We start from the raw sequence: 25,850 nt of genomic DNA on the forward strand, positions 1-25,850 counted from the left end.
TATGCTTTCAACTAAATTCGATGGGTTACAACTAATGAACCCTCTCATGCCTGCTTCAGGTCCATTAGTTGGTGACTATGATAAGATGAAATTTTTGTATGATGAAGGAGTAGGGGCACTTGTAACAAAGACAATTTCCTCTAAAGGTGCTGTTGTACCTCGTCCTTGTATAATTGGTGGTAAAGATTTTATTATGAACTGTGAGCTATGGTCTGAATATGCACCTGAAATTTGGATTGAAAACTTTCTACCTAAACTCAAAAAAAATTGTGATTCTCCATTGATACTAAGTGTTGGGTATCAGATAGAAGATATGGATTTTTTGATTCCAAAACTAGATAAGTATGCAGATGCATTTGAAATTTCAACTCATTATGTAGGAAAAGACTTAACTCATATTTCAAATATTGTAAAAACAATTAGAAAACATACCTCAAAGCCAGTATATATGAAATTAAGTCCTCACACTCCTGATCCTGTTAAATTCACAAAAGCAGTTTTAGACGCTGGGGCCAATGGTATAGTTGCAATAAACTCATTAGGTCCTACAATCTCAATAAATATTAGTGATCGGAAAATTAATTGTGGAAATAATGATGGGTTTCTTTGGACTTCAGGCCCAGTAATTAAAAATATGAGTTTAGCATTAATATACGAAATAAGAAAACACTTTAAAGATATTACCATCATCGGTACTGGTGGAATAAAAAGCGCTGATGATGTTATTGAATATTTACTTGTTGGTGCTAATGGGGTACAGATGCTTTCAAGTGCAATGCTATATGGAAAAGGCTTATATAAAAAGATAATAAAAGATTTACCTGCAGCTTTAAATAAGTATGGATTTAAATCTATTAATGATGTAATTACAACTAAGTTAAGTCATAAAGTCAAATTCGAGAGTGATGGAGCGCAATATCCAAAATTGATTGAAAATAAATGTGCAAAATGTGGACTATGTGAAAGGAATTGCCCGTATTTTGCTATTGAAATGATTCCATATCCTAATTTTAAAATTGATAAATGCTTCTCATGTGGGTTGTGTGAATCAAGATGTCCTGCAAAAGCAATAGCAGGTGTTTTATAAGAATACTTTAATATATATAAATTAAATACTAAAGGGAGTTGAGCTTTTGAAAGCATTAAAATATATAAAACCATTAAATTCAGCTGAAGCTATGGCTTTAAACAAAATTGAAAACTCACTCATAATTGGGGGAGGAACATTCATAAAGTTATCTAAAAAGGAATATTCAGTAATTATAGATTGCGAAAAACTTAATTTATCTTATATAAAAGAAGATGAGAAGAATTTATTTATAGGTGCCTATACTACACTACGAAAACTTGAGACTAACAAACTTATAAAAGATATGTTTGGTGGAATATTAAACAAAAGCTGTAGTAAGATATGTGGGATTCAAATAAGAAATATGGCTACTGTTGGAGGAACTATTGGCGGAAGATATGGTTTTTCAGATTTGATACCTGCATTAATGCTTTTAAATACTACTGTTAAATTTTTAAATGATGAATCCATCTCACTTGAAGAATACTTAAAAAATAAGAAAGACGATAGAATAATAAAAGAATTAGTGATTCTTAAAGAAAATGGAAGTGGGATATTTAAATGCATTAAGAGAACAGCACTTGATTTTTCAATAATAAATATGGGCCTTTTAAAAGTAGCTGGAAAACTAAGGGTATCTTTCGGTGCTAGACCAGGAATTGCATTACGATGCCCAACTGTAGAAGAGTATTTAAATAAACAGACTCTAATAGATTTTGAGAAAGTTAAAGAATATCTACAAAAAGATATTTCCTTTGGAAGTGATTTAAAAGCCTCAAAAGAATATAGAGAAGAGGTAAGTATAGCATTACTCAAAGAATCTCTTGAGGAGGTGCAGCAGTATTGAAAGTGACATATAACATTAATGGTGTAATTAGAGATATTAATATTGAACCTGGTGCAATATTAATAGATGTCTTAAGAGAATATGGATACTTAAGCGTAAAAAAAGCCTGCGATGAGGGGACTTGTGGCATGTGTACAATTCATGTTGATGACGCCCCAATTCTTTCATGCTGCTATTTGGCAGCAAAGGCTGATGGGCATAAGATAACAACAATTGAAGGTGTTAAAGAGGAAGCTGAAAAACTTGGAAAGTTTATAATTCAAGAAGGTACTGATCAATGTGGATTCTGTAATCCAAGTTTGGTTATGGCAGTTATCGCTATGAAGAAGGAATTAGTCAACCCTACTGAGAATGAAATAAAACAATATTTAGTAGGAAATACCTGTAGATGTTCAGGATATCAAGGACATCATAGAGCAATATTGAAGTATATGGAGGTGGAATAATGAAAACAGTTGAGAAATCAATACCCAAAGTAGATGGTATGGGATTAGTCACCGGAAAGCCTGCATATACTGACGATTTAGCACCAAGTAATGCTCTTATTGTAAAAGTTTTAAGAAGTCCTTATGCTTTTGCAAGAATTAAAAAAATTGATAAATCAGAAGCAGAGAAATTAAATGGAGTGTATGGCGTAATAACTTACGAGGATGTTCCACAAAATATTATTACTCGCGCAGGTCAAGGTTATCCAGAGCCATCACCTCATGACAAAAGAATATTAGACAACTATGTTCGATATGTAGGAGATGAGGTTGCTGCTGTTGCTGCTATAGACCAAAATGTTGCAGAAGAAGCATTAAAGCTTATAAAGGTTGAGTACGAAGTATTTGACCCTATTTTAAACTTTGAGGAAGCAATTGATAACAAAACAATAGTTCACCCTGAAGATGATTGTCATGAAATGTTTCCTATTGGCTATGAACCAAAAAGAAATATAGCAGCAGCATATGAGATGAATGTTGGAGATGTTGAAAAAGAACTCAAGAAAAGTGATGTTGTTGTTACAGAGAGATTTTACTCACAAGCCCAAGCACACGTGATGTCTGAGCCACATTCTTGTTTTGCATATATTGATTTTAATGAAAGATTGGTTGTTGTAACCTCTACCCAAACTCCTTTCCATGTAAGGAGAATTATTGGACACGCTTTAAATCTTCCAAATAGCAAAATAAGAGTGATAAAACCAAGAGTCGGCGGTGGATATGGTGGTAAACAACAGATACATGGGGAATTAATTGTGTCTGCACTGGTATTAAAAACAAAAATGCCATGCAAGTTAGTGTATACACGTAAAGAAGTTTTTGAAAGTACTTTTACAAGGCATCCAATGAGGTTTGATGTTTCTGTTGGAAGCGATAAAGAAGGTAACCTTAAAGCTCTTGATGTTAGACTATTATCTGATACAGGCGCTTATGGCGAACATGCTTTAACAGTGTTTATGGTAGCTGCTTCAAAAACATTACCTTTATATAATAAAGTCAATGCTGTAAGGTTCGGAGGAGATGTTGTTTATACCAATAGAGGATCAGCAGGAGCTTTTAGAGGTTATGGTGCCATTCAGGGGAATTTTGCATTAGAGTCTACTATTGATATGTTAGCTGAAAAGCTTTCTATAGATCCAATAGAATTAAGAAAGAAAAATATGATTGCAGAGGGAGAAACTTCAAAAATATTTGAGATTATGGGGGAAGGGACCAGTGGTACCCCTATGACAGTTGAAAGTTGTAAGTTAGATTACTGTGTTGATAGAGCATTAGAGATGATGAATGAAAAAGAATTTGTTAAAAAAGAAGGAAATATTTTAAGGGGAAGAGGAGGGGCTATAGCTATGCAAGGCTCTGGAATCCCGTATATAGATATGGCCTCTTCAATATTAAAGTTAAATGACGATGGATTTTTCAACCTTCTTATTGGAGCTACGGATATTGGAACTGGAAGCGATACAGTATTAAGCCAAATTGCAGCTGAAGCTTTAGGTGTATCTGTAGATAAAATTATTCCATATTCTTCTGATACTGATCTTACGCCATTTGATACAGGTGCTTATGCCTCTTCTACAACTTATGTTACAGGACATGCGGTTAAACGTTCTGCACTTGAAATGAAGGAGATTTTATTGAAGGAAGCTTGTAATTATTTAAGTATCGAAAAAGATGATATAGATTTTAATGGAGAAACATTCTTCAATGTTAATGGAAATGAAAAAATAACCTTAAAAGAATTATCTAATAAACTTTATTACAACCACAACCAGAAACAATTAGTTTCTAACGGTTCTTATTTTGGGAAAAAATCTCCGCCACCATTTATGTGTGCTTTAGCAGAGGTAGAGATAAACAAAAATACTGGTGTAGTTAGAGTATCTGACTATGTTGGTGTTGTAGATTGCGGAACTACAATAAATCCAAATCTTGCCAAAATACAAGTGGAGGGTGGATTATTACAAGGTATCGGCATGGCTCTTTATGAGGATGTTAAGTATGATGAAAAAGGACACCTTCTTACAAATACCTCAATGACTTATCGAATTCCTTCAAGAACTGAGGTTGAGAGAATGAGAGTGGAATTTGCTAAAAGTTATGAACCTTCTGGCCCATATGGTGCAAAGTCAGTTGGTGAAATCGGAATAGATACACCTCCAGCAGCAATCGCAAACGCGGTTTATAATGCAATAGGTGTTAGGATAAAAGATTTACCTATAACCCCTGAAAAAATACTCAAAGCTCTTAAAAATAAGTGATGAAAATTGAAGCAGTAGTCCTGGCTGGTGGATTTTCTTCTAGAGCTAATGGTTTTAAACCACTTTTTGAAATAGGGGGAACAACTCTCATTGAGAGGGCTGTTCTTCCTTTCTTGAAATTATGCGACAGGGTTATAGTAGTAACAGGATATAGGAATGAGGATGTAAATAAAGTGCTAAGTAAATATCCAAAAGTTCATTTGGTATTCAATAAAGATTATATAGATGGCATGTTCTCATCTGTAAAAAAAGGAATTAGAGAGGTTAAGGGAAATAAATTCTTTCTAACACCAGGTGATTGTCCATTTATAACCTCAGAGGTATGTGAACTTTTAAGTGAGTTCAATGAGGAAGTTATAATACCATCATATTCTTATAGAAAAGGACACCCTATTTTAATTAATTCAAAGCTCATAGATGAAATACTACATAGTTCTGATGTTTCTCTCAGGGAATATTTAAAGAAAAAAAATTCTAAAATAGTATCAGTTAACGATGAAGGGGTTTTAAATGATATTGATACAGGAGATGATTACATAAAGGCTATTGAAGTGGCTGCAAGGAGGGATATTTTGAATTATAAAAAGGATATATCAATTTCAGTTCCAAGACATGATGCCAAAGATAAAATTAGCGGTAAAGCTAAGTATTTAAATGATATTCAAATTGATAACTTTTTATGGGCCAAAACATTAAGGTCAACTAAAGCTCGTGCTAAAATTATAAATATTAAATATCCAGATATTCCAGAAGGATATTACATTATTGACTATAGAGATGTCCCAGGTAGGAATAGAGTTAAGACTATTGAAGATGATCAGCCTATTTTTGCTGAAGGAGTAGTTAATTATATTGGTGAACCAATAGCTTTAATAGCTGGTAAGAATAAAGAAATTATTTTAGACATAATATCAAAGATTGAAATTGAATATGTAGAGATAAACCCTATTTATTCAATGGATGATGCTCTATATAAAGACAAGAGCATTTTAAAACCACTGTTTATGGAAGACAACTTATTTGCAAATTATAAAATCAATCATGGAGATGTAGATGAGGTATTTAAAACAGCTCATATGGTGTATGAAGGAGTATATTCAACAGGATATCAAGAGCATCTTTATCTAGAAACGCAAAGTGTAATGGGAGTATATGATAATAACGAAATTTTAGTATATGGTAGTATGCAGTGTCCATACTATGTTAAAGCTGCATTAATTCAAGCACTAGCTATGGAAGAAGATAAAGTTAATGTAGTTCAAACAACTACTGGTGGTGCTTTTGGAGGTAAAGAAGAGTACCCATCTCAACTGGCTGCACAAGTTGCAGTTGCAGCTTTAAAATGTAAATCGAAGGTGAAGTTGATATTAGAAAGAGATGAAGATATTGAGTTTACAACTAAACGTCATCCATCAAAGATTTCCATAAAAGGTGCCGTAGATAAGAATAATAAGTTAATTGCTTTGGATATAGATATTAAGTTAGATGGTGGAGCATATGCCGGGTTGTCAAAAGTAATTCTACAGAGAGCAATGTTTGCAAGTACAGCCGCTTATTATGTTCCAGAATTAAGGATCTCAGGTAAAGCTATAGCTACTAACACATTGATAGGTGGAGCTTATAGAGGTTTCGGTGCTCCTCAAAGCATTTTTGCTATGGAAAGCTTCATGGAACAATTTAGTTTAAAATTGGGAATAAGTCCTTTAAAATTCAGAAAAAAAAATTTCTTAAAAACTGGAAATAAATCATGTACTAATGGTGTGTTTAGAGAATTTATACCATTAGAAGATATGTATAAACGACTAAATGAACTTACTACTAGAAAAGAACATGCCTCCAATAAATTAATTGGTACAGGATACTCCTTCTTTTATCATGGTTGTGGCTTTACTGGAAGTGGAGAGAAAGATCATATTAAAGCAGAAGTATTACTCGTCAAAGATAGAGAGAAAGTTGAAGTTCTAATATCAAATGTAGAAATGGGACAAGGTGCATCAATAACTTTAAGAAAGATTGTTGCCCATACTCTTGATATTCCTCTAGAAAAAACAAAGTTTGTAAATCCAGATACTCGAAGGGTTCCTGATTCAGGTCCCACTGTTGCTTCCAGAACAATAATGATTGTTGGGAAATTACTTTATGATGCTTCCATTGAATTAAAACAGAAATGGACTGACGGAGAGTATATTGAAGTAAGAAAAAACTATGTCCATCCTAAAGGATTTGAGTGGAATGAAGAAGAACTTAAAGGAGATGCATACAATTCATATTCATGGGGAGCTAACGCAGTTGAAGTTGAAGTGGATCCAATAACATATCAGGTTAAAGTTAGAAAAATTTGGACAGTATTTGATATTGGTAAAGCTATAGATGAGCGGATAGTTATGGGACAAATTGATGGTGGAATAATTCAAGGATTAGGTTATGCTAGTATAGAGGTAATGAGACAATATAATGGGAAAATACAACAAAGAACAAATACAGATTACATTATTCCTACATCTATGGATTTTCCTAATATTCATAAAGAATTAATTAATAATCCATATGAGTTAGGTCCATATGGTGCTAAAGGTCTTGGGGAAATTACTTTTGTAGGCATACCAGTTGCATACTCAAATGCAGTAAGCAATGCTCTTAATATGGGTATATATGATTTACCAATAACACCTGAAACACTCATGAGGAAAGGGGAGTAGTACAATGAAAATCACTTTTTTTATTGATGGAAACGAAATAACACTAGATGTTGAACCAACAAGAAGATTATTAGATGTAATTAGAGAAGAGTTAAACATTACAGGTGTAAAAGAAGGTTGCGGTCAGGGTGAATGTGGTGCTTGCTCAGTATTCTTAGATGGTAAATTAGTCAACTCTTGTATGGTTCCAATGATAAAGGTTCAAGGCTCATCTGTAATTACAATTCAAGGGTTTTCAAAAACAGAGAGATATAAAGTTTTAGAACAGGCTTTTATTGATGCAGGAGCAGTTCAATGTGGATTCTGCACTCCCGGTATGATTCTTGCAAGTGAAGCTCTTCTTACCAATGTAGCTAATCCTAATGATGTAGATATAAGAAAAGGAATATCTGGTAACCTATGTAGATGTACAGGATACAATATGATAATTGATGCGATTAAGCTTGCAAAAAAAAGGGGGAGGGATTTATGGTAAACTCGTTTATTCCTTCAACTTTAGACGAGACTTTGGAGTTATTGAACAAACATAATAATATTACTATTATTGCTGGTGGAACTGATTTAATGGTTAGAAATAAACGCTGGTCAGGTACAGTACCTAAGTTTAATGATAATATTCTTTTAGTTGATAATATTAATGATTTGAGAGATGTCCATTTTGATGATGAATTTATAAAAATCGGTTCTGGTATCACCTTAACTGAAATTGCTGAGAATAAAAGACTCCCAAGTATACTCAGGGTTGCAGCTGAAGAAATGGCATCTCCTGCAATAAGAAACATTGCTACAATAGGAGGCAATATTATTAACGCTTCACCAGCTGGAGATTTATTGCCACCATTATATGCCTTAGATAGCAAGTTGGTAATAAAATCCACCAGTAGTACTCGAATAGTTCCTATTAAAGATTTTATCACTGGTCCTGGAAAAACTATTATTGAGAAAAACGAATTATTAGTGAGTATTCTATTTGAAAATTATAATATCACTTATGATTATTATAAAAAGGTAGGTACAAGAAATTCTACGGCACTCTCTAAACTTTCATTTTGTGGTGTTAAAATCAAAAAAGGTGAAAAAGAAGAAGTCCGTATTGCTTTTGGAGCAGTAGCACCAACTATTGTTAAATCTGAAAGGATTGAAAACCAAATATTAGATGAGTTACTCAAAGATGCAAATAAAATTATAAATGTTAAACATATAAATGAAAAAATTATTAAAGAATATGATAAATTGATTTCACCTATAACAGATCAAAGGTCGACTAAAGAATATCGCAGAATAACTTCTTTAAAACTGCTAGAGGATTTCTTAACAAGAGTTTTTAAATAATAAAAAACTGCATCTATATAGATGCAGTTTTATTTAAATTTAATTAATTACTTTTTAAAGATTCCAAATGGCTTACCAAGTGGTAAGAATACTCTACCAAAAGTAGCATTTAAAACATTACCAGCAAATCCGTAGAATGCCATGATAGAGATTAATAGTTCTGAATAAGCAGCTATTTCGTGGAAAATTTCACCCATTCCAAATCCATGACCAGCAAGACCGATAAATAAGAAATCAATAAGTACAAAAATTATAAATAATACCTTGTTTGTTTCCATAGCACCAATAGTTAAAAAGATAGTGAAAACTAAGTATCCTAAATATGCGAATGCTAATTGTTTTGGATCAACTGAAGCTGCTAAACTCTCTCCAAATACCCCACCTTTGATTAACCAGCTCATTGCTACTGCAAACCAGAATAAAGCATAACCACCAAATGCAGTAGTTCCAAATACGTTATTTCTCTTACAGTCATTGATGCAAGCAAATAATTGAGCGAAAGCTCCTAAGAATATTGCCCATGGTAGTACAAAAGAAACTCCACTAGTCCATCCTAACTTTAAAGATGAAGCTACTAATGTAACCATAGCTAATCCAAATAATCCTAATGCTGATGGATCAGCAGTAGTAATTTTAACTTCTTTGTTTAAATTGCTCATAATTACCCTCCTAAAATTTAAATGCGTATTTCACACAAAATTAAACTTATCAAATTATCTAACAAAAGTCAATATTTTTTCGGCATTTAACATCTTTTTTCGTCAAAATATTGGTAGAAATAGCACTTCAATCTACCATTATATAACTTTCTGTTCTTGCTAGATCTTCTTCCGTAGAAAATTTGGAAATCCTCGTTTGAAGTAAGAATGAACTTATTCCAGTAAGGTAATTTTTCAAAAGAAATTCCCATATCCTTATATAATACCTTAATTTCATCTATATCATTAAGTCTCTCACCATATGGCGGGTTACATATTATGTATCCATACTTTCTTTTATTAGATAAATTTCTCATATCCATTTCCTGAATATGTACACTATCATCAACACCTGCAAGCTCACAGTTTGATCTTGCTATACCACAAGACCTCCTATTAATATCATACCCTTGTAATTTAAGTTCACTCTCATAATCAATAACTTCGTATGCTTCCTTTTTGCATTTCTTAAACAATCCTTCTGGCATAATATCCCAATCTTCAAAAGCAAACTTTCTATTTATTCCTGGTGCAATATTTCTTGCCATCAAAGCAGCCTCAATAAGAATTGTACCTGATCCACAGAAAGGATCTACTAATGGGTATTCTTTTGTCCATCCACTTATTTTAACTAAAGCAGCTGCAAGTGTTTCTTTAAGGGGTGCTTCATTACCTTTTTCTCTATATCCTCTTCTGTGTAATGCTGTTCCACTAGTATTAAGATGAACGGTAACTATATCTTTATGAATAGCTACATGAATTGGGTAATATGCTCCACCCTCATTAAACCAGCTAACTGAATAATTTTCTTTCATTTTTTCTACTATTGCTTTTTTTGTAATTGCTTGAATATCTGATAAACTAAAAAGCTGTGATTTAACAGATTTAGCATCAGCTACTGGAAATTCTGCATTCTCAGGAAGATAATTTGCCCAATCAATCTTTTTTACACCTTGGAATAACTGTTCAAAAGATGTTGCTTTAAATTCACCTAATTTGATATATACTCTATCTACACATCTTAACCATAGGTTACTCATACATATTGCTTTTTCATCACCTTTGTATGTAATCTTACCATTTTCTACTTGTAAATCTTTAAATCCTAGTTCTTTTAATTCTTTTGCAGCAATAGCTTCTATTCCAAAAGCTGTAGTTGCAACTAAGTCGTATATTGCCATATTTACCTCCAAATTTGAAAGATATTTTTCTAAAATATCATTAATAGTACTATATAATGATATATTTCTATTAATTAAAAGTCAATTCTATTGTTTTAATAGACGATTTTATTTATACTATAGAGGTTAAAGAATAAAAATGAAGGTGATAACTTGGAAAGATTGCAAAAATATTTAGCTAGATGCGGAATAGCATCAAGAAGAAAATGTGAAGTATTAATTACAGACGGAAAAGTAAAAGTAAATGGTGAGGTTATAACAGAGTTAGGGTTTAAAATTGATCCTAATAATGATGAAGTCATTTATAATGGAAAATTAATTAAAGATGAAGAAATAAAAAAATACATAATGTTAAATAAACCATTAAATACAATTTCCTCAGCGAAAGATGAAAGAGGAAGAACTACAGTAGTAGATTTAATAAATATACCTGAAAGGATTTACCCTATTGGAAGGTTAGATTATGATACTACTGGAATGCTCTTATTAACCAACGATGGTGAAATTTTTAATTCAATTATGCATCCAAGCAGAAAAATTAATAAAGTCTATGAAGCCAAAATTAAAGGGAATCCAACAAAAGAGGAAATTCAAAGATTTTGCAATGGTGTTGTTATAGATGGTTACAAAACTGCAAATGCTAAATTTGAAGTTCTAAAAAGCGGCACTGATTATAGTGAAGTGAGAATAACAATTCATGAAGGTAAAAACCGACAAGTTAGAAAAATGTGTGATGCTATTGGTCACAAAGTTGTTAAACTTAAAAGGGTATCTATTGGTGATCTTAGATTAGGAAAGCTTAAAATTGGTGAGTGGAGAGAACTATCAAAAAAAGAGTTAGAATATCTTAGAAAACTATAAAATAAAGAAAAGAAAAAAAGAATAAAGAACAAATTAGGTTATTTTTCTTCCTTATGTCAGAAAAAAGTGTATATTCCCTATTCCTTGATAATTGAAAAGCGTTCAGCTCGCCTGAAAGGTATCATTATTTGTTCTTTATTCTTTGATATTTGTTCTTTGAACTAAAATTTTACTTTATAATTTCTTAAGTTTAATAAGTTTTAAATTTAAGAAATTAAAATTTCGAGGTGTGTTATGTTTAAGTATGTTAATGATATTAGTGAATTAGCTCAACAAATAATAGATAGATATAATTCAGAATTTAATTTAGCAATAGATTGTACATTAGGAAATGGACACGATTGTGATTTTTTAAGAAAAAAGTTTAAGAAGGTAATTGCCTTTGATGTTCAAAGTGAGGCGATTGAAAGATACAGAGGATTTAACTACGATAATGTTGAATGTATATGTGACTCTCATGAAAATTTGCAAAACTATATTTCTGAAAATATTGATGTTGCAATGTTCAACCTAGGATATTTACCTGGTGGAGATAAATCCATTACAACTAAACATGAAAGTTCTATAAAAGCATTAGAGTCTGCAACATCATTACTAAACGAAGGTGGGCTAATAACTCTTGCAATTTATCACGGCCATGATGAAGGAAAAATTGAAAAAGAAGAAATATTAAGATATTTGAAAGACCTTGATTCTAAAAAGTTCGGAGTTATGCTCCATACCTTTCATAATAGGAGCAAAACAGCACCATTATTAATTGTTATTGAAAAAAAACTTTCAAAACGTTGAAAGAAGTATAAATTAATGTTAAAATGAAATAAATATTTCATTTGTTTTAAAAATGAAATAAAAAATGCATGACGTATATTGATATAAAATAACTTATAGTTTACACATAAAATAATCATATTATATTGAAGGGATTGAAAAACATGAATGAAAAACGAGATATAATGCGAATGATCCAAATGAAATTTCCCAAACTAAGTAAAGGTCAAAAACTTATTGGAGAATATATTTTAAAAAATTATGATAAAGCTGCATTTATGACTGCTGCAAAATTAGGAAAAAGTGTTGGAGTTAGTGAATCTACTGTTGTTAGATTTGCTAATGAGATGGGATTCATTGGATACCCAAAACTTCAAAAAGCACTTCAAGAAATCGTAAAAAATAAATTAACCACTGTTCAGAGAATAGAATTATCAAATGATTATATTACTAAGGAAAATGCTCTTAAAGGTGTTTTAAAATCTGACATGGAAAATATTAGAGCTACTTTAGAAAAAATTGATCATAAAACATTTGATGCAGTAATCAATTCATTATTTGAAGCAAAAAAAATCTACATTATAGGATTAAGAAGTTCAACAGCTATAGCTGAGTTCTTAGGCTTCTATTTGAACTTGATATTAGACAACGTAAAAGTTGTAAAACATGGTGTCAGTGATATAGTAGAACAATTAATCAATGTAGGTGAAGGAGATTTAGTTATTGGTATAGGATTTCCAAGATATGCTGTAAGAACTATAGATACACTTGAATTTGCAAGAAATAGAAATGCTAAGGTAGTGGCAATTACTGACAGTTTACTTTCACCACTTGCCGCAAGAGCAGACTATTCACTCATTGCTCAAAGCAACATGGCTTCTTTTGTTGATTCACTGGTTGCACCTCTTAGTGTAATAAATGCACTTATTATAGCTGTTGGATTAAGAGAGAAAGAGAAGATTTCATCTACTTTTACCGAATTAGAGAAGATTTGGGAGAATTATGAAGTATATGACCACAAGTCAAAAGAGAAATACTAAAATAATTTTAAAAAATACTAAAATAATTTAAATTTTTTTGAAAATTAAGAAGGAATAATTAAATTAATATAGAATATAATATAGCATGGAAAAGAAATTTAAATTTCAAAACAATATAAAAATGAATCTAAGCATTCATTCAGGAGGGAAATAACATGGCAAATGAAAGAATCAACGCATCAGCTTACGTTCAAGAGGTATTAGGAAGAATTAAAGCTAGAAACTCTTCAGAAACAGAATTTATCCAAGCAGTTGAAGAAGTTTTAGTTTCATTAGTACCTGTATTAGAAAAACACCCTGAGTATATTGAAAGTAATTTATTAGACAGAATGACTGAGCCTGAAAGACAAATCATGTTCAAGGTGCCTTGGACTGATGACAACGGTAATGTTCACGTAAACCGTGGTTTCAGAGTTCAATTTAACGGAGCTATAGGACCTTACAAAGGAGGGCTTAGATTCCATCCATCAGTTTATATTGGTATTGTTAAATTCTTAGGATTCGAGCAAATTTTCAAAAATTCATTAACTGGTCTTCCAATCGGAGGAGGAAAAGGTGGTTCTGACTTCGACCCAAGAGGAAAATCTGATAAAGAAGTAATGAGATTCTGCCAAAGCTTCATGACTGAGTTATACAGACACATCGGACCAGATGTAGACGTACCAGCTGGAGATATCGGTGTTGGTGGAAGAGAGATTGGATACTTATACGGACAATATAGAAGAATCAGAGGGGCATTCGAGAATGGAGTATTAACTGGTAAAGGTATTCCATATGGTGGAAGCTTAATCAGACCTGAAGCTACTGGTTTCGGTGTAACTTACTTCGCTAACGAAATGTTAAAGCATGAAGGAACTGACTTCAATGGTAAAACAGTTGCTGTTTCTGGATTCGGTAACGTTGCATGGGGTGCATGTATCAAAGTTAGAGATTTAGGTGGTAAAGTTGTTACTTTATCTGGTCCTGATGGATACATCTACGATGCTGATGGTATCACTACAGATGAGAAAATCAACTACTTATTAGAAATGAGAGCATCTGGTAGAGATAAGGTTCAAGATTACGCTGATAAATTTGGTTGTGAGTTCTTCCCAGGAGAAAAGCCATGGGGTAGAAAAGTTGATATCATTATGCCATGTGCAACTCAAAATGATATTCACTTAGATCACGCTAAAGCAATCGTTGAAAACAAAATCAAATTCGTTGTTGAAGGTGCTAACATGCCTACAACTAATGAAGCATTAGAATACTTAGTAGAAAATGGAGTATTAGTAGGACCTGCTAAAGCTGCAAACGCTGGTGGAGTTGCTACTTCTGCTTTAGAAATGTCTCAAAACAGCATGAGATTATCATGGACTGAAGAGGAAGTTGATGCAAAACTTCACCAAATCATGATCAATATCCATAACAATGCTATGACTGCTGCTGAGCAATATGGTTTCGGTTACAACTTAGTAGCTGGTGCTAACATCGCTGGTTTCTTAAAAGTTGCTCAAGCAATGGAAGCTCAAGGAGATTACTAAAATTTAAATTTCTTAAAGCAATCGGTTATCCGATTGCTTTTTTATTTACAAACTATACCAAAATTAATAATCTGATGGGATATTTTAAAATAAGTTACTGATAAGGATTATATCACATAGAAATACCTTAGTAACAGCAGTTATATAACCTTCTCAAGTATAGTATTTGTTATTATTATTAAAAGCTTCACAAATAGGATTAATGTACTAATAGAACAAAAGACAATAATTTGCTATACTTATAGTGATATTTATTTAAATGCTATAATAAATTTTATACATAGTTATATTACCAATATAAAAATAAATTGATTTATAGACTTAGGAGACATGCTATGGAGGGGATTGAAATGTTTTATTTTGTGAAGGATGTTGAAGAAAATGTAATGAATATGAATTGTTTTTATGAGGTTCCCTTTCTAGAAGAGGCAATATATAACATCTCATTAGAAAAAATGATTAAAGAATATGAATATATAAAAAAATGGTTTATGCTTGATGAATTGATTAAGCACTTTCAAAGCAAAGGTGCTGCAGGGGATGAATTAAACTTTTTTCTTATAGATGATATTCCTTATGAAGAATTAGATTACACTCATGATGTTTTACAAAAAAGAATTAAGCAAAAAATGGGATCCGATTTTGAAGAATTTGATTACGATTTGAGATTAAGATTAAGTAGGACATGCTCAAGACTTTTATTTGAAGTGAAAATAAAAGAGGTTTTAAGAGAAAGAATTTAATATAACGCTATTTAATGACTATGTAATTTAACATAGTCATTTTTAATTGTGCTCATATAGCCGGAGATAGAACTGTAGTTAAAGAAATTTATAAAAACTCATTATAGAAATTAAACAGTCAAGTATACTTTGACTGTTTTTTATTATTTTTTATGTAGATTCATTGAAAAAACTACTATTTTACTATAGTATATAAAGGTAGAAATATATTAATCATAAAAGCTACAATACGGAGGATAATATGGCAAAGGTAATTGTTATTGGAGGTGGCCCAGCAGGAATGATGGCTGCCATTTCAGCTAGTAAGAATCACAAAGTTGTTTTAATAGAGAAAAACGAGAAACTTGGAAAGAAATTGTACATAACAGGTAAGGGACGCTGCAATATAACAAATGCTAAGGATATCGGTGAATTTTTTGAGAATATACCTAGAAATCCACATTTTTTATATAGCTCGCTTTATTCTTTTACCAACGAAAATGTAATGAATATGCTCAGAGAAGCTGGATTAGATTTAAAAGTAGAACGTGGCGACAGAGTGTTTCCTGAAAGTGATAAATCATCAGATGTTATTAAAGCATTTAGTAAAATTTTAAAACAAAACAATGTAGACATTAGATTAAATACTACAGTTACTAAAGTTAATTATGATGGTAAAAAGATAAACAGCCTGATTCTTCACAACGGAAATGAAATTAAAGGGGACCACTTTATTTTTGCAACTGGTGGAGTTTCATATCCCACAACAGGTTCGACAGGGGAAGGGTATACACTATCTAAGAAATTAGGTCATACTATTGAAGAGATAGTACCTGCACTAGTTCCTTTTGTGTGCGAAGAAGAGTGGGTAAAATCCCTTCAAGGTCTTACTTTAAAAAACATTGAATTAACTATTAAAAAACAAAAGAAAGTGTTGTATTCAGGGTTTGGAGAATTATTATTTACCCATTTCGGTGTAAGTGGACCTCTTGTTCTTAGCGCTAGCAGCGTTATTAACAGAGAAAATTTTAATGAATTAAGTTGTACTATTAATTTAAAACCTGCCTTAAGCGCTAAAGAATTAGATAATAGGATTCAGAAAGATTTCGAAAAATACCTTAATAAAGATTTTAAAAATTCATTAGGTGAATTATTACCTAAAAAAATGATAGATATTATTATTCAGTTAAGTGATATTGATCCTTTGAAAAAGGTTAACTCAATTACTAAGAACGAAAGACTTGAATTAGGTAGTATTCTACAGAATTTACCTATTGATATAATTGGTTTGAGATCAATAAAAGAAGCAATCATTACATCTGGTGGCATTAATACTAAAGAAGTTGATCCATCTACAATGAAATCAAAAATAGTGGAGAATTTATCCTTTGCTGGTGAGTTAATCGATGTTGATGCATTTACAGGTGGATATAATCTGCAAATTGCATATTCAACAGGATATTTAGCTGGAAACAGCATTGACTAATAAATGGAGGTAATATTATGAACAAAAATATTGCAATAGATGGACCAGCAGGTTCAGGTAAAAGTACTATAGCTAAGATTATAGGAGAAAGATTAAATTTAATGTATATTAATACTGGTGCAATGTATAGAGCAATAACGTTAAAAGCCCTAAGAGAAAATATTTCATATACAAGTGTTGATAAGTTAGAAAAGCTAATTGAAGGAACAGAATTATATTTTGAAGATGATCAGTTATTTATGGACGGCGAGAATATTAGTCAAGAAATTATTCTCCCTGAAACAAGTAATAATGTATCTAATTACGCTGCTGTACCTAAGGTTAGACGTATGTTAGTAAAAAAAATGCAGGATATGGCTAAAAAATTTGATGTAATAATGGATGGACGAGATATTGGTACTGTGGTGTTAAAAGATGCTGAATTTAAATTCTTTTTAAGTGCTTCAGCAGAAGAGAGGGCTAATCGTAGATTCAATGAGTACAAGAATAATGGCGTAGAAGTGGACTATAATGAATTGTTAGAAGATATTAAGAGAAGAGACCACATAGATAGCACTAGAGAAACAGATCCTCTTGCAAAGGCTGATGATGCTATAGAAATCGATTCAACAAAATTAACAATAGATGAAGTTGTAGAAAAGATAATGAATTATGTTAATAAGTAGGTGAGAAAATGAAAGAAGTAATACTTGCTGAGAAATCAGGTTTTTGTTTCGGAGTTAACAGAGCTTATGAAACAGCTCTTGAAAAATCTAAAGATAAAAACGTTTCTACCTATACTTTCGGCCCCTTAATCCACAATGAAGAAGCTATTAGCTATCTTAGTGAAAAAGGTGTTGATCCTCTATCAATTGATGATATTCATAAATTAAAAAATTCCAATGAAATAATCATTAGATCTCATGGAGTAACAGAGGATATTGAAGAGATGCTAAAAGCAAACATAGGAACTGTAATAGATTGCACTTGTCCGTATGTAAAGAGAATTCAAACAAAAGCTCGCGAATACTATCAAAAAGGGTACCAAATTGTACTTGTTGGTAACGAAAAGCATCCAGAAATTATCGGAATTAATGGTTGGTGTAAGAATTCTGCCTTTATCACTAGAGATGCAAAAAATGTCCCATCATTTGATAAAGACATATGTATTCTTTCCCAAACTACTGAAAAGAAGGAGATTTGGGATAAAATTGTGAATGCTGTAAAAATAGCTAATCCTGATAAAGAAATTATTGCACTTAACACCATATGCAGTGCTACAACAGAAAGACAAATGGCAGCTAAGGAATTATCACAAACTGTTCCTGCAATGATTGTTATTGGTGGGAAAGCAAGTTCCAACACAAAAAAACTCTATGAAATTTGTAGTGAATATTGCCAAAACACTCAATTAGTATCAAATGTTGAGAATATTAATATTGATCTATTAAAAAATATTAATAAGGTTGGAGTTACAGCAGGTGCCTCAACACCAAAGTGGATTATAGATGAGATAGTGGATTTCATAAGTAACTTATAATTTTTTCAACCACAGAGCTAGGATTACGATCCTAGCTTTTTTTTAGTAATATTTAAAATAAGTACTAATCACCTGATGCATTCCCATATAATTTAATAAGGTTTATTTCACATCAATCTTTAGGAGGGGGTACTGATTAATAATGATATTAAACATGTGCTAACAGATAAAGAGATAAGCCTCATCTTAAAGATGGCTTCAAGATATGAATTAAGTCCAAAGACTGCATATAGAATAGGTGAGGAGTATCTATTGTATGACACCAACAACTCAATTTATAAGATAAATAAAGTTTATTCTAAGCGTGGAGATGTTTATAATCAATTTAACCTCGCTAATGTCCTTAACGAGAAAAACATTATGAATACCTTAAGAGTTATTAAATCAAAACACGGAGAGTACTTTTATAAAAGACATAAATCATATTATTATATCACCTTATATAATAAAGGACTACAATTTGAGTTTAAAAACAAAAATCACGTAAAATTACTAACTACTAGCATAAGTGATTTTCATACATCTTCTACAAATGTGGATTTTAGTAGTTTAAATATTAAAGACAGAGTTAATAATTTATCTAAAAATATTATGGAAAACCTGTATTCATTTGATAGAATAGCAAGTATAATTAATAATAGAAATGTAGTGAGTCGCTTTGATGAAATGTACTTAAAATGTTTACCTTATTATACAAATTTAGCACTAATAGCACTCTCACAAATCAAAGATATTTCAATAAACTCATTGATTGATAATAATGAAATAAATAAAGTAATTTGTATTAACAGATTTAGAAGCGAGGAACTTCAGATAATTAATAATCAAGTATACTTTAATAATTTATCTAAATGTTCAATAAATTTAAGAATAAAAGATTTATATGAACTTTTGATGAAAGCATATCATTATTCTCAACCAGATCAACACCTTGAGTTTACTATAGATATAATCAATGAGTATAACAAGAGTCATATACTCTCAAAAGACGAAGTCAAATTACTATTTGCAATGATAATATTTCCTTTTAAATTTTATAGATTAGGTAAAAGAAGGTATTTTACTAAGAAGGATTGGTCTGAAAGCAAATATCTTCACAATTTAAAGAAAGTTACAACTTACTCCCAAAGAAGCAAAAAATTTATTAATGGATTCATTGAATTTTTAAATGATTATGAGTACTAGGAGGAATAATGCATAGAGTTGTTAGAAGTAATAAATATTTAATAAATAGAAATGTAGATTATGAGAAAGCAGTAGAATTTAATAAATTAAATGAGAATTTTAAGTCCGAATATTCCAGAGCTTCATTTTTTGATAGGGTTATTCTGAGAAAAAATCTACTCTTTATTATGAACCCTAGAGAAAACATTGTTGGGTATTTTTGGCTAAATAATCACAAGGATTCAAATACCAAAATCAAATCACTGTTTTTAGACTCCGTAGATAAAAAAACCATGTTTGTATTATCTGATTATTTAGACAATTTTAAAGAGATTGAATATATATCATCTATTAATGCAAAATGTAATAATCTCCTTAGTGAACTGGGATTTGAAAGGGATCAAAGTATAATTGATATGCAAATTGAACTTAAACAATATCCAGAACAAAAGTACGAAAATTATATTATTCGACCATTTAGAAGAAGAAAAGATGAATGGAATAGGGTAGAAGTACAAAACTCCATTTTTTATAAAAAAAACAGAACACCTTTAACAGTAAGTGATATTGAACTAGATATGATGCAAGAGTACTATCTAAATAATGGTTCTTATTTTTTAACTAACCACGGGAAAGTTATTGGCTATGGTCAATTAATTTTAATGAAAGGGGAGTTATACCTAGTCAATTTCGGCATACTTCACTCTTATCGAAATAAAGGTCTGGGTAAATATTTTCTTAAGTATCTGTTAAATAAAGGTCACGCTTGGGGTTATGAAAAAATGAAAATCAAAGTTCTTAATGATAATGATATTGCTTTGAAACTTTATAGTGGCATTGGATTTAAAAAAACTAGTGACACTATATACTGGAAAAGAAAATAATCCTATAAAAAAAAGAGTTGAATATTTCAACTCTTTTTAAAAATCTATTTTATAAGTTCATCTTAGTTCTTCTGTATTCTGCAACACCAGCTTTTAAAATATCCATAGCATCTGATAATGCTTCACAGTTTAAACAATAAGAAATTCTAATCTCATCTTGACCTAGACCAGGTGTAGCATAGAAACCTTGCGCAGGAGCTACCATTATAGTCTTATTATCAACATTAAAGTCAGTTAAAAGCCATTTTGCAAAATCCTCTCCAGAATCTACTGGTAACTTAACTACAACATAGAATGCACCAGTTGGTTTTTCACATATTACATCTGGAATCTCTTTTAGTTTTTTATAAAGAATATTTCTTCTTTTATCATACTCAGCAAATACTTCCTCAAGATATGAAGCAGGAGTATTAATCAAATTAGCAGATCCAATTTGATCTAAAGTAGAAACACATAATCTTGATTGTGCTAATTTCATAACTTCTTTCATTAACTCAGTATTGTTAGACGCTAATAATCCAATTCTAGCACCACATGCACTATAACGCTTAGATACAGAATCAATAATTATTACTCTTTCTCTAACATCTTCTAAATAATAAGGAGAAGTGAACTTCAATCCGTCATAAACAAATTCTCTATATACTTCATCAGAAATCAGATATAAATCATGCTCTTTAGCAAGATCAGCTAACATTCTAATTTCAGCTTCAGTGTATACAACTCCAGTAGGGTTACCAGGGTTTGAAATCATGATTGCTCTAGTCTTATCTGTAATTTTACTAGCTATCTCCTCTTTAGAAGGTAAGTGGAATCCATCTTCTGCCTTTGTTGTAAACGGAACAACTTTTGCTCCTGCAACAGCAGAGAATCCATTATAATTTGTATAAAAAGGCTCTGGAATAATAATTTCATCACCATGATCACATATAGCCATTAAAGCAAACATTAATGCTTCTGATCCACCATTAGTTATAATTATTTCATTATCTCCGAAATTCATATCCCATTGTTTAAAGTACTCTTGGAACGACTTTAAACAAGACTCTATTCCTTGTGAATTAGCATACTTGATAACTTTGTCATCAAAATTTCTAACAGCTTCCATAAATGTTTCAGGAGTTTTAATATCAGGTTGTCCAATATTTAAATGATAAATATCAATACCTCTATTTTTTGCTTCTTGAGCATACGGAACTAATTTCCTTATAGGTGAAAATTGCATTTCTTTTATACGGTTAGAAAGTCTCATATCTACATCCCCCTAAATTATAATAAATGATCATTTGGATTAAATTTTGTCTTTTTTAACTTTAAATATGAATAATAATTATACTCAAAATATATTTTATCTGAAATACATTTGCAGTTCAATATATTCTGATAATTAACTTCTTCATTTTTTTGTTTCGCATCATACATAAGGATTCCCCCTTCAGATTTATATTAACCTAAAAGGGGATAATTATTCATAAAATCTGATTAATAATGTCTTTTTAACACTTCACCAAGTCTCTTAATACCTTCTACAATTTTATCTTCAGGCATAGTTGAATAATTAAGTCTGAAAGTATTGTTATTTCCACCATTAGGGAAGAACGATCCACCTGGTACAAAAGCAACATTAACTTCTAATGCTTCCATATTGATTTCTCTTGAATCTAAGTCTTCTCTTAACTCAACCCATGTAAACAATCCACCTTCAGGATAAGTGTATTTAACTTCTGCAGGGAAGTATTTCTTCATACTATCAAGCATTAAATCTCTTCTTTTCTTATAAACAGAGATTATCTTCTGAATGTGATCATTCAAATCATATTCTTCCATAAATCTTGCAGCTGCTATTTGACTTACAGAACTTGCTTGTAAGTCAGCACCTTGTTTTATAAGTACGTATTTATTTACAATATCTTTATGTGCACATACCCATCCAATTCTCAGTCCTGGACAGAAAGTCTTAGAGAATGATCCTAGTGTAATAACATACCCCTCAGCATCAAAGTGTTTGATACATGGAAGCTTTTCTCCTTCAAATCTTAACTCTCCATATGGACTGTCTTCAATTACAGGTATTTTTTTCTCATTTGCAATTTCAGCTAGTTTTTTTCTTCTTTCAAGTGACATTGTCTTACCTGATGGATTTTGGAAGTCTGGAATAGTATAAATCATCTTAGTTTCTGGATATTTCTCAAGAGCTTTTTCAAGTTCCTCAATAATCATTCCATTTTCATCCATAGGAATCTCTACAAATTTAGGATTATATATTTTAAATGCATTAATTGCTCCTAAATAACTAGGGCTTTCACACATTACAATGTCACCTTCATTAAGGAATAGTTTTCCTGAAAACTCTAATCCTTGTTGAGACCCATTGGTAATCATTATATTTTCATAAGTACAGTCAATTCTATTTGGTTGCATTCTTTGCTCTGCTATAATTTTTCTTAAAGGATTATATCCTTCAGTAGTGGCATACTGTAAAGCTGCATGTCCATCTTCTAAAATAACCTTATTCATTACTTTGTTGATTTGTTCCAAAGGAAATAACTCTGGAGCAGGTAGTCCACCTGCGAATGAAATAACTTCTGGTCTCTGAGTTAATTTTAATAACTCTCTGATTTCACTTGCTTTAACATAAGACGCTCTGTCTGAGTATCTTAATTCCATAAAAAGCACCCCCGATATGGATTTTTCTTAATAATTTAAAGAAATTTTTTAATTATATTATTATTTATGAACTTAATAAATTTTTATAATATTTTGTACAATTTCATTATAACTTTAGGTAAGGTTATTTGCAAGTAAGCCTTCAAAATTTATATGGTTTGATACTGATATTTTTAAAATATTTAATTTAAAACATTTTATTTTAGATTGAACCATTAATCAAAGTATAATAATGATACTATTTTTAGATTTTAATAGTAATACTTTTCACAAATTTGAACTGAATACAAAAATATAATCCTCATTTATTATTTTAAAGTACATAGAATAAAGACAGTAATATTTCATAAATAACGTAAACATGAAAGTTTAATTGCAATTTAGAGATATTTTTTTTTAATAAACTACATTTTTTCTATCTAGGTACATAATTAGAGTTAAAGTATATTATTGAATAATATATTTTAACTTGATATAATATGAGTAAAATCACTAATGAAAACGTTTGCATATCAAAAGGGGGGTACTTATTTGAAAAAAAAATATAAAAAAATATTTTTATCATCATTATTAATAATATTTTTATTGAGTTGTTTAATTGGAGGTTTTTTATATTTAAAAGAAATACATACATTTAAACTTGAACAAGAAAAGAGTATTAAAACTAAAACCCAAAGTATTTTTAAGGATTTCAAACAAGTTGTATCTGATTTGACTTTTTTATCTGAGATGGAGACTATGAAAAGATTATTTTTCGATGAAAGTTATATCCCTTTAGTAAAAAAAGATTTGATTAAGTATTCAAAAAGTATGATGGTTTTTAATGAAATAAAATTAGTTGATTTAAGCGGAAATGAAATCATAAGAGTTAATTATAATAATGGGAAACCACAAGTTGCTTCAAATGACACTTTATCTACTCTTAAAAATGAAGATATATTTGAAATCACTAAAGAACTCCCAAAAGGTGATATTTATGTTTCTGAATTTCAACTAAAAAAAGATAATGGCATTGTAAAAGAACCAATTACACCAATTATAAAATTTTCCACACCTATATATGGTATCGGAGGTGCAAAACGAGGTATGTTAATCCTTTATTATGAAGGTGAGAATATACTTTCATTGCTACAAGATGAAGAAATTAGTAATGTTATCCTTTTAAATGAAGAAGGGTATTATTTAAAAGCAATAACCGATCATTTAGAATGGGCTTTTATGTACGAAGATAAAGATTATAAATTTAGTGATACATTCAAAACAACTTGGGAAAAGATTTCAAAAAAAGATAATGGATATATTAATAATGTGGAAGGTTTATTTACTTTTGTAACAATAAATCCCAAAGCAAAGGTTCATGAAATCAGTAGTAATATACATAATTCAGTTAGTATTAAAGAATTTGATGGTGATTGGAAACTTATTGCTTATAATGATAAAACAGACTTGTTAAAAATATTAATTAATATAATCTTTATAGTGATATTAATAATGATTATTTTATCTTTAATAAGTTTCTTTATAATCTCCACTATATATAAAATTAAAGAAAAACAAATGCTAACTAGGAAATCTATTTTAAATACAAAAGATTCAGCTGAATCATTATTAATAGCTCTAAAAAAAGCATCAAATATGGTTATGAGTTCATCTTTAAATCTTTCTAATAATATAGAAGATATTTTATACTCGAATAATGATATCTCTAAAAATGTAGAAAATATCGCACAAGGAGCAAAAGATAATCTTGTAACAACAATGGAAAGTACCTCCATTGTTGATGAAATGTCTAAAAGTTTGCAGCAAATAGCACAAGTTTTTACTGAAGTATCTGAGTTAGCTATCAAATCTACTATAAAAGCTAAAGATGGAAAACTTAATATTGAAGCAACTATAAATGAAATGCGAAGTATAGATGACGCTGTAAGTAATGTTGTTACAAAAATGAAAACATTAGAGGGATACTCTCTTCGAATCGGTGAAATTGTTAAATTAATTAGTGATATATCTGATCAAACTAACTTACTTGCTTTAAATGCAGCAATTGAAGCTGCTAGAGTTGGTGTTCATGGAAAGGGATTTTCAGTTGTAGCTGATGAAGTAAAAAAGCTAGCAGAAGAATCTTCAAGTTCTACAGAAAATATTAAATCATTAATTTTAGCTACACAACATGAAATAAATGAAACACGGAAGCTTATGGAGAACGTAGTTCTTACTGTTCATGGAGGCTTAAACGTAACAAATAAATCAGGAGATGTTTTTAAAGAAATATATGAAACCATTGATTGTGTTTCAAATAAAATTGAAGATGTTACAGCTGCTACTGAAGAAGCAGCTGTAGGGACATTTGAAGTCTGTGAGAGAATGACTAAAATGTCTAATATCGCTAAAGAATCAGAATCAAACACCAATAGAGTCTTTGCTGATTCAAAAAAACAACTGCAAATAAGTAGCGAAGTATCCGAACTTGCAGTAGTATTAAAGGATATTTCTACAAAAGTGAATTTGATAATTGAAGATTTTGATAATGAATTTACCATTTTAACTAAATCATTCCACTAGAGTGTATAATATTAAGTTGATAATTGAATTTTTTTAATGCTTAATTCAAATAAATATTAACTATAGAAGAAAAAGAAGGAGAATG

23 protein-coding genes are annotated in these 25,850 nt (G+C 30.6%); 18 read left to right on the forward strand and 5 right to left on the reverse strand.

Features of this window, described 5'->3' with window-relative positions; genetic code table 11:
• Window position 1: 1 nt before the first annotated feature.
• From OW730_RS15475 to OW730_RS15510, 7 genes are read left to right on the forward strand one after another with little or no spacing between them, the layout of a single operon-like run.
• On the forward strand, window positions 2–1,087 hold the full coding sequence (locus tag OW730_RS15475; protein WP_271224954.1) for a 4Fe-4S binding protein: 1,086 nt from the start codon (window positions 2–4) through the stop codon (window positions 1,085–1,087).
• 46 nt (window positions 1,088–1,133) lie between these two features.
• Complete coding sequence (locus OW730_RS15480; protein ID WP_271224955.1) at window positions 1,134–1,916, forward strand: FAD binding domain-containing protein; 783 nt, start codon at window positions 1,134–1,136, stop codon at window positions 1,914–1,916.
• Window positions 1,917–1,918: 2 nt separating this feature from the next.
• Window positions 1,919–2,362 (forward strand): (2Fe-2S)-binding protein, encoded by a 444-nt coding sequence (locus OW730_RS15485; protein WP_333781222.1) that lies wholly within the window; start codon window positions 1,919–1,921, stop codon window positions 2,360–2,362.
• Entirely contained in the window at window positions 2,362–4,659 is a 2,298-nt protein-coding gene (locus tag OW730_RS15490; RefSeq protein ID WP_271224957.1) for a xanthine dehydrogenase family protein molybdopterin-binding subunit, read from the forward strand. Before OW730_RS15485 ends, OW730_RS15490 begins: the two co-directional genes overlap by 1 nt.
• Window positions 4,659–7,358: a molybdopterin cofactor-binding domain-containing protein gene (locus tag OW730_RS15500; RefSeq protein ID WP_333781286.1), complete on the forward strand. Its 2,700-nt coding sequence runs from the start codon at window positions 4,659–4,661 to the stop codon at window positions 7,356–7,358. Before OW730_RS15490 ends, OW730_RS15500 begins: the two co-directional genes overlap by 1 nt.
• A gap of 4 nt (window positions 7,359–7,362) precedes the next feature.
• Window positions 7,363–7,833, forward strand: coding sequence for a (2Fe-2S)-binding protein (locus OW730_RS15505; protein WP_271224958.1), 471 nt, complete (start codon window positions 7,363–7,365; stop codon window positions 7,831–7,833).
• Entirely contained in the window at window positions 7,827–8,690 is an 864-nt protein-coding gene (locus OW730_RS15510) for an FAD binding domain-containing protein (protein WP_271224959.1), read from the forward strand. The genes OW730_RS15505 and OW730_RS15510 overlap by 7 nt, the downstream gene beginning before the upstream one ends.
• Window positions 8,691–8,737: 47 nt before the next feature.
• On the opposite strand, the gene OW730_RS15515 is transcribed toward OW730_RS15510, so the two are convergent.
• Both OW730_RS15515 and OW730_RS15520 read right to left on the reverse strand, forming a co-directional pair.
• Window positions 8,738–9,349, reverse strand: a complete 612-nt coding sequence (locus OW730_RS15515; protein WP_271224960.1) for an acetate uptake transporter — start codon at window positions 9,347–9,349, stop codon at window positions 8,738–8,740.
• Window positions 9,350–9,435: 86 nt separating this feature from the next.
• Window positions 9,436–10,569, reverse strand: coding sequence for a THUMP domain-containing class I SAM-dependent RNA methyltransferase (locus OW730_RS15520; protein WP_271224961.1), 1,134 nt, complete (start codon window positions 10,567–10,569; stop codon window positions 9,436–9,438).
• Window positions 10,570–10,722: 153 nt separating this feature from the next.
• Between OW730_RS15520 and OW730_RS15525 the strand changes: the two genes are divergently transcribed.
• From OW730_RS15525 to OW730_RS15570, 10 genes are all read left to right on the forward strand, one after another.
• Window positions 10,723–11,430, forward strand: coding sequence for a pseudouridine synthase (locus OW730_RS15525; protein ID WP_271224962.1), 708 nt, complete (start codon window positions 10,723–10,725; stop codon window positions 11,428–11,430).
• A gap of 234 nt (window positions 11,431–11,664) precedes the next feature.
• A complete protein-coding gene (locus OW730_RS15530; RefSeq protein ID WP_271224963.1) occupies window positions 11,665–12,219 on the forward strand; it encodes a tRNA (mnm(5)s(2)U34)-methyltransferase in 555 nt (184 codons plus the stop codon).
• 143 nt (window positions 12,220–12,362) lie between these two features.
• The gene (locus tag OW730_RS15535) at window positions 12,363–13,238 is read left to right on the forward strand and encodes a MurR/RpiR family transcriptional regulator (RefSeq protein ID WP_271224964.1); all 876 of its coding nucleotides are present in this window, start codon (window positions 12,363–12,365) and stop codon (window positions 13,236–13,238) included.
• A gap of 155 nt (window positions 13,239–13,393) precedes the next feature.
• Window positions 13,394–14,761: an NADP-specific glutamate dehydrogenase gene (gene gdhA, locus OW730_RS15540; protein ID WP_271224965.1), complete on the forward strand. Its 1,368-nt coding sequence runs from the start codon at window positions 13,394–13,396 to the stop codon at window positions 14,759–14,761.
• Window positions 14,762–15,111: 350 nt separating this feature from the next.
• Window positions 15,112–15,504: a hypothetical protein gene (locus OW730_RS15545; protein ID WP_271224966.1), complete on the forward strand. Its 393-nt coding sequence runs from the start codon at window positions 15,112–15,114 to the stop codon at window positions 15,502–15,504.
• Window positions 15,505–15,745: 241 nt separating this feature from the next.
• Window positions 15,746–16,969, forward strand: a complete 1,224-nt coding sequence (locus OW730_RS15550; RefSeq protein ID WP_271224967.1) for an NAD(P)/FAD-dependent oxidoreductase — start codon at window positions 15,746–15,748, stop codon at window positions 16,967–16,969.
• A gap of 17 nt (window positions 16,970–16,986) precedes the next feature.
• Window positions 16,987–17,634, forward strand: a complete 648-nt coding sequence (gene cmk, locus OW730_RS15555; protein ID WP_271224968.1) for a (d)CMP kinase — start codon at window positions 16,987–16,989, stop codon at window positions 17,632–17,634.
• 8 nt (window positions 17,635–17,642) lie between these two features.
• Entirely contained in the window at window positions 17,643–18,488 is an 846-nt protein-coding gene (ispH, locus tag OW730_RS15560) for a 4-hydroxy-3-methylbut-2-enyl diphosphate reductase (RefSeq protein ID WP_271224969.1), read from the forward strand.
• Between the two features lie 156 nt (window positions 18,489–18,644).
• Window positions 18,645–19,673, forward strand: coding sequence for a hypothetical protein (locus OW730_RS15565; RefSeq protein WP_271224970.1), 1,029 nt, complete (start codon window positions 18,645–18,647; stop codon window positions 19,671–19,673).
• 8 nt (window positions 19,674–19,681) lie between these two features.
• On the forward strand, window positions 19,682–20,536 hold the full coding sequence (locus OW730_RS15570) for a GNAT family N-acetyltransferase (RefSeq protein ID WP_271224971.1): 855 nt from the start codon (window positions 19,682–19,684) through the stop codon (window positions 20,534–20,536).
• Window positions 20,537–20,585: 49 nt separating this feature from the next.
• On the opposite strand, the gene OW730_RS15575 is transcribed toward OW730_RS15570, so the two are convergent.
• Genes OW730_RS15575 through OW730_RS15585 form a run of 3 tightly spaced genes read right to left on the reverse strand, consistent with a single transcriptional unit; the run spans window position 20,586 to window position 23,203 of the window.
• Window positions 20,586–21,788 carry a pyridoxal phosphate-dependent aminotransferase gene (locus tag OW730_RS15575; RefSeq protein WP_271224972.1) on the reverse strand — a complete coding sequence of 401 codons (1,203 nt, stop codon included), beginning with the start codon at window positions 21,786–21,788 and terminating at the stop codon, window positions 20,586–20,588.
• Between the two features lie 17 nt (window positions 21,789–21,805).
• Window positions 21,806–21,958, reverse strand: coding sequence for a hypothetical protein (locus OW730_RS15580; protein WP_271224973.1), 153 nt, complete (start codon window positions 21,956–21,958; stop codon window positions 21,806–21,808).
• A gap of 60 nt (window positions 21,959–22,018) precedes the next feature.
• Complete coding sequence (locus tag OW730_RS15585; RefSeq protein WP_271224974.1) at window positions 22,019–23,203, reverse strand: aminotransferase-like domain-containing protein; 1,185 nt, start codon at window positions 23,201–23,203, stop codon at window positions 22,019–22,021.
• Between the two features lie 531 nt (window positions 23,204–23,734).
• On the opposite strand from OW730_RS15585, the gene OW730_RS15590 reads away from it, so the two are divergent.
• On the forward strand, window positions 23,735–25,765 hold the full coding sequence (locus OW730_RS15590; RefSeq protein ID WP_271224975.1) for a methyl-accepting chemotaxis protein: 2,031 nt from the start codon (window positions 23,735–23,737) through the stop codon (window positions 25,763–25,765).
• The last annotated feature ends 85 nt before the right edge of the window (window positions 25,766–25,850 follow it).

The organism is Oceanirhabdus sp. W0125-5 (genome assembly GCF_027938815.1).
GTDB lineage: Bacteria > Bacillota > Clostridia > Clostridiales > Clostridiaceae > Oceanirhabdus.

What these genes read in the sequence shown, in the direction of transcription:
- OW730_RS15520 (WP_271224961.1), bottom strand. Translation starts at nt 10,569, where the DNA reads ATGGCAATATACGACTTAGTTGCAACTACAGCTTTTGGAATAGAAGCT.
- OW730_RS15505 (WP_271224958.1), top strand. Translation starts at nt 7,363, where the DNA reads ATGAAAATCACTTTTTTTATTGATGGAAACGAAATAACACTAGATGTT.
- OW730_RS15575 (WP_271224972.1), bottom strand. Translation starts at nt 21,788, where the DNA reads ATGAGACTTTCTAACCGTATAAAAGAAATGCAATTTTCACCTATAAGG.
- OW730_RS15530 (WP_271224963.1), top strand. Translation starts at nt 11,665, where the DNA reads ATGTTTAAGTATGTTAATGATATTAGTGAATTAGCTCAACAAATAATA.
- OW730_RS15510 (WP_271224959.1), top strand. Translation starts at nt 7,827, where the DNA reads ATGGTAAACTCGTTTATTCCTTCAACTTTAGACGAGACTTTGGAGTTA.
- OW730_RS15475 (WP_271224954.1), top strand. Translation starts at nt 2, where the DNA reads ATGCTTTCAACTAAATTCGATGGGTTACAACTAATGAACCCTCTCATG.
- OW730_RS15535 (WP_271224964.1), top strand. Translation starts at nt 12,363, where the DNA reads ATGAATGAAAAACGAGATATAATGCGAATGATCCAAATGAAATTTCCC.
- gdhA (WP_271224965.1), top strand. Translation starts at nt 13,394, where the DNA reads ATGGCAAATGAAAGAATCAACGCATCAGCTTACGTTCAAGAGGTATTA.
- OW730_RS15500 (WP_333781286.1), top strand. Translation starts at nt 4,659, where the DNA reads ATGAAAATTGAAGCAGTAGTCCTGGCTGGTGGATTTTCTTCTAGAGCT.
- OW730_RS15585 (WP_271224974.1), bottom strand. Translation starts at nt 23,203, where the DNA reads ATGGAATTAAGATACTCAGACAGAGCGTCTTATGTTAAAGCAAGTGAA.
- OW730_RS15515 (WP_271224960.1), bottom strand. Translation starts at nt 9,349, where the DNA reads ATGAGCAATTTAAACAAAGAAGTTAAAATTACTACTGCTGATCCATCA.
- OW730_RS15550 (WP_271224967.1), top strand. Translation starts at nt 15,746, where the DNA reads ATGGCAAAGGTAATTGTTATTGGAGGTGGCCCAGCAGGAATGATGGCT.
- OW730_RS15490 (WP_271224957.1), top strand. Translation starts at nt 2,362, where the DNA reads ATGAAAACAGTTGAGAAATCAATACCCAAAGTAGATGGTATGGGATTA.
- OW730_RS15545 (WP_271224966.1), top strand. Translation starts at nt 15,112, where the DNA reads ATGTTTTATTTTGTGAAGGATGTTGAAGAAAATGTAATGAATATGAAT.
- OW730_RS15580 (WP_271224973.1), bottom strand. Translation starts at nt 21,958, where the DNA reads ATGTATGATGCGAAACAAAAAAATGAAGAAGTTAATTATCAGAATATA.
- ispH (WP_271224969.1), top strand. Translation starts at nt 17,643, where the DNA reads ATGAAAGAAGTAATACTTGCTGAGAAATCAGGTTTTTGTTTCGGAGTT.
- cmk (WP_271224968.1), top strand. Translation starts at nt 16,987, where the DNA reads ATGAACAAAAATATTGCAATAGATGGACCAGCAGGTTCAGGTAAAAGT.
- OW730_RS15570 (WP_271224971.1), top strand. Translation starts at nt 19,682, where the DNA reads ATGCATAGAGTTGTTAGAAGTAATAAATATTTAATAAATAGAAATGTA.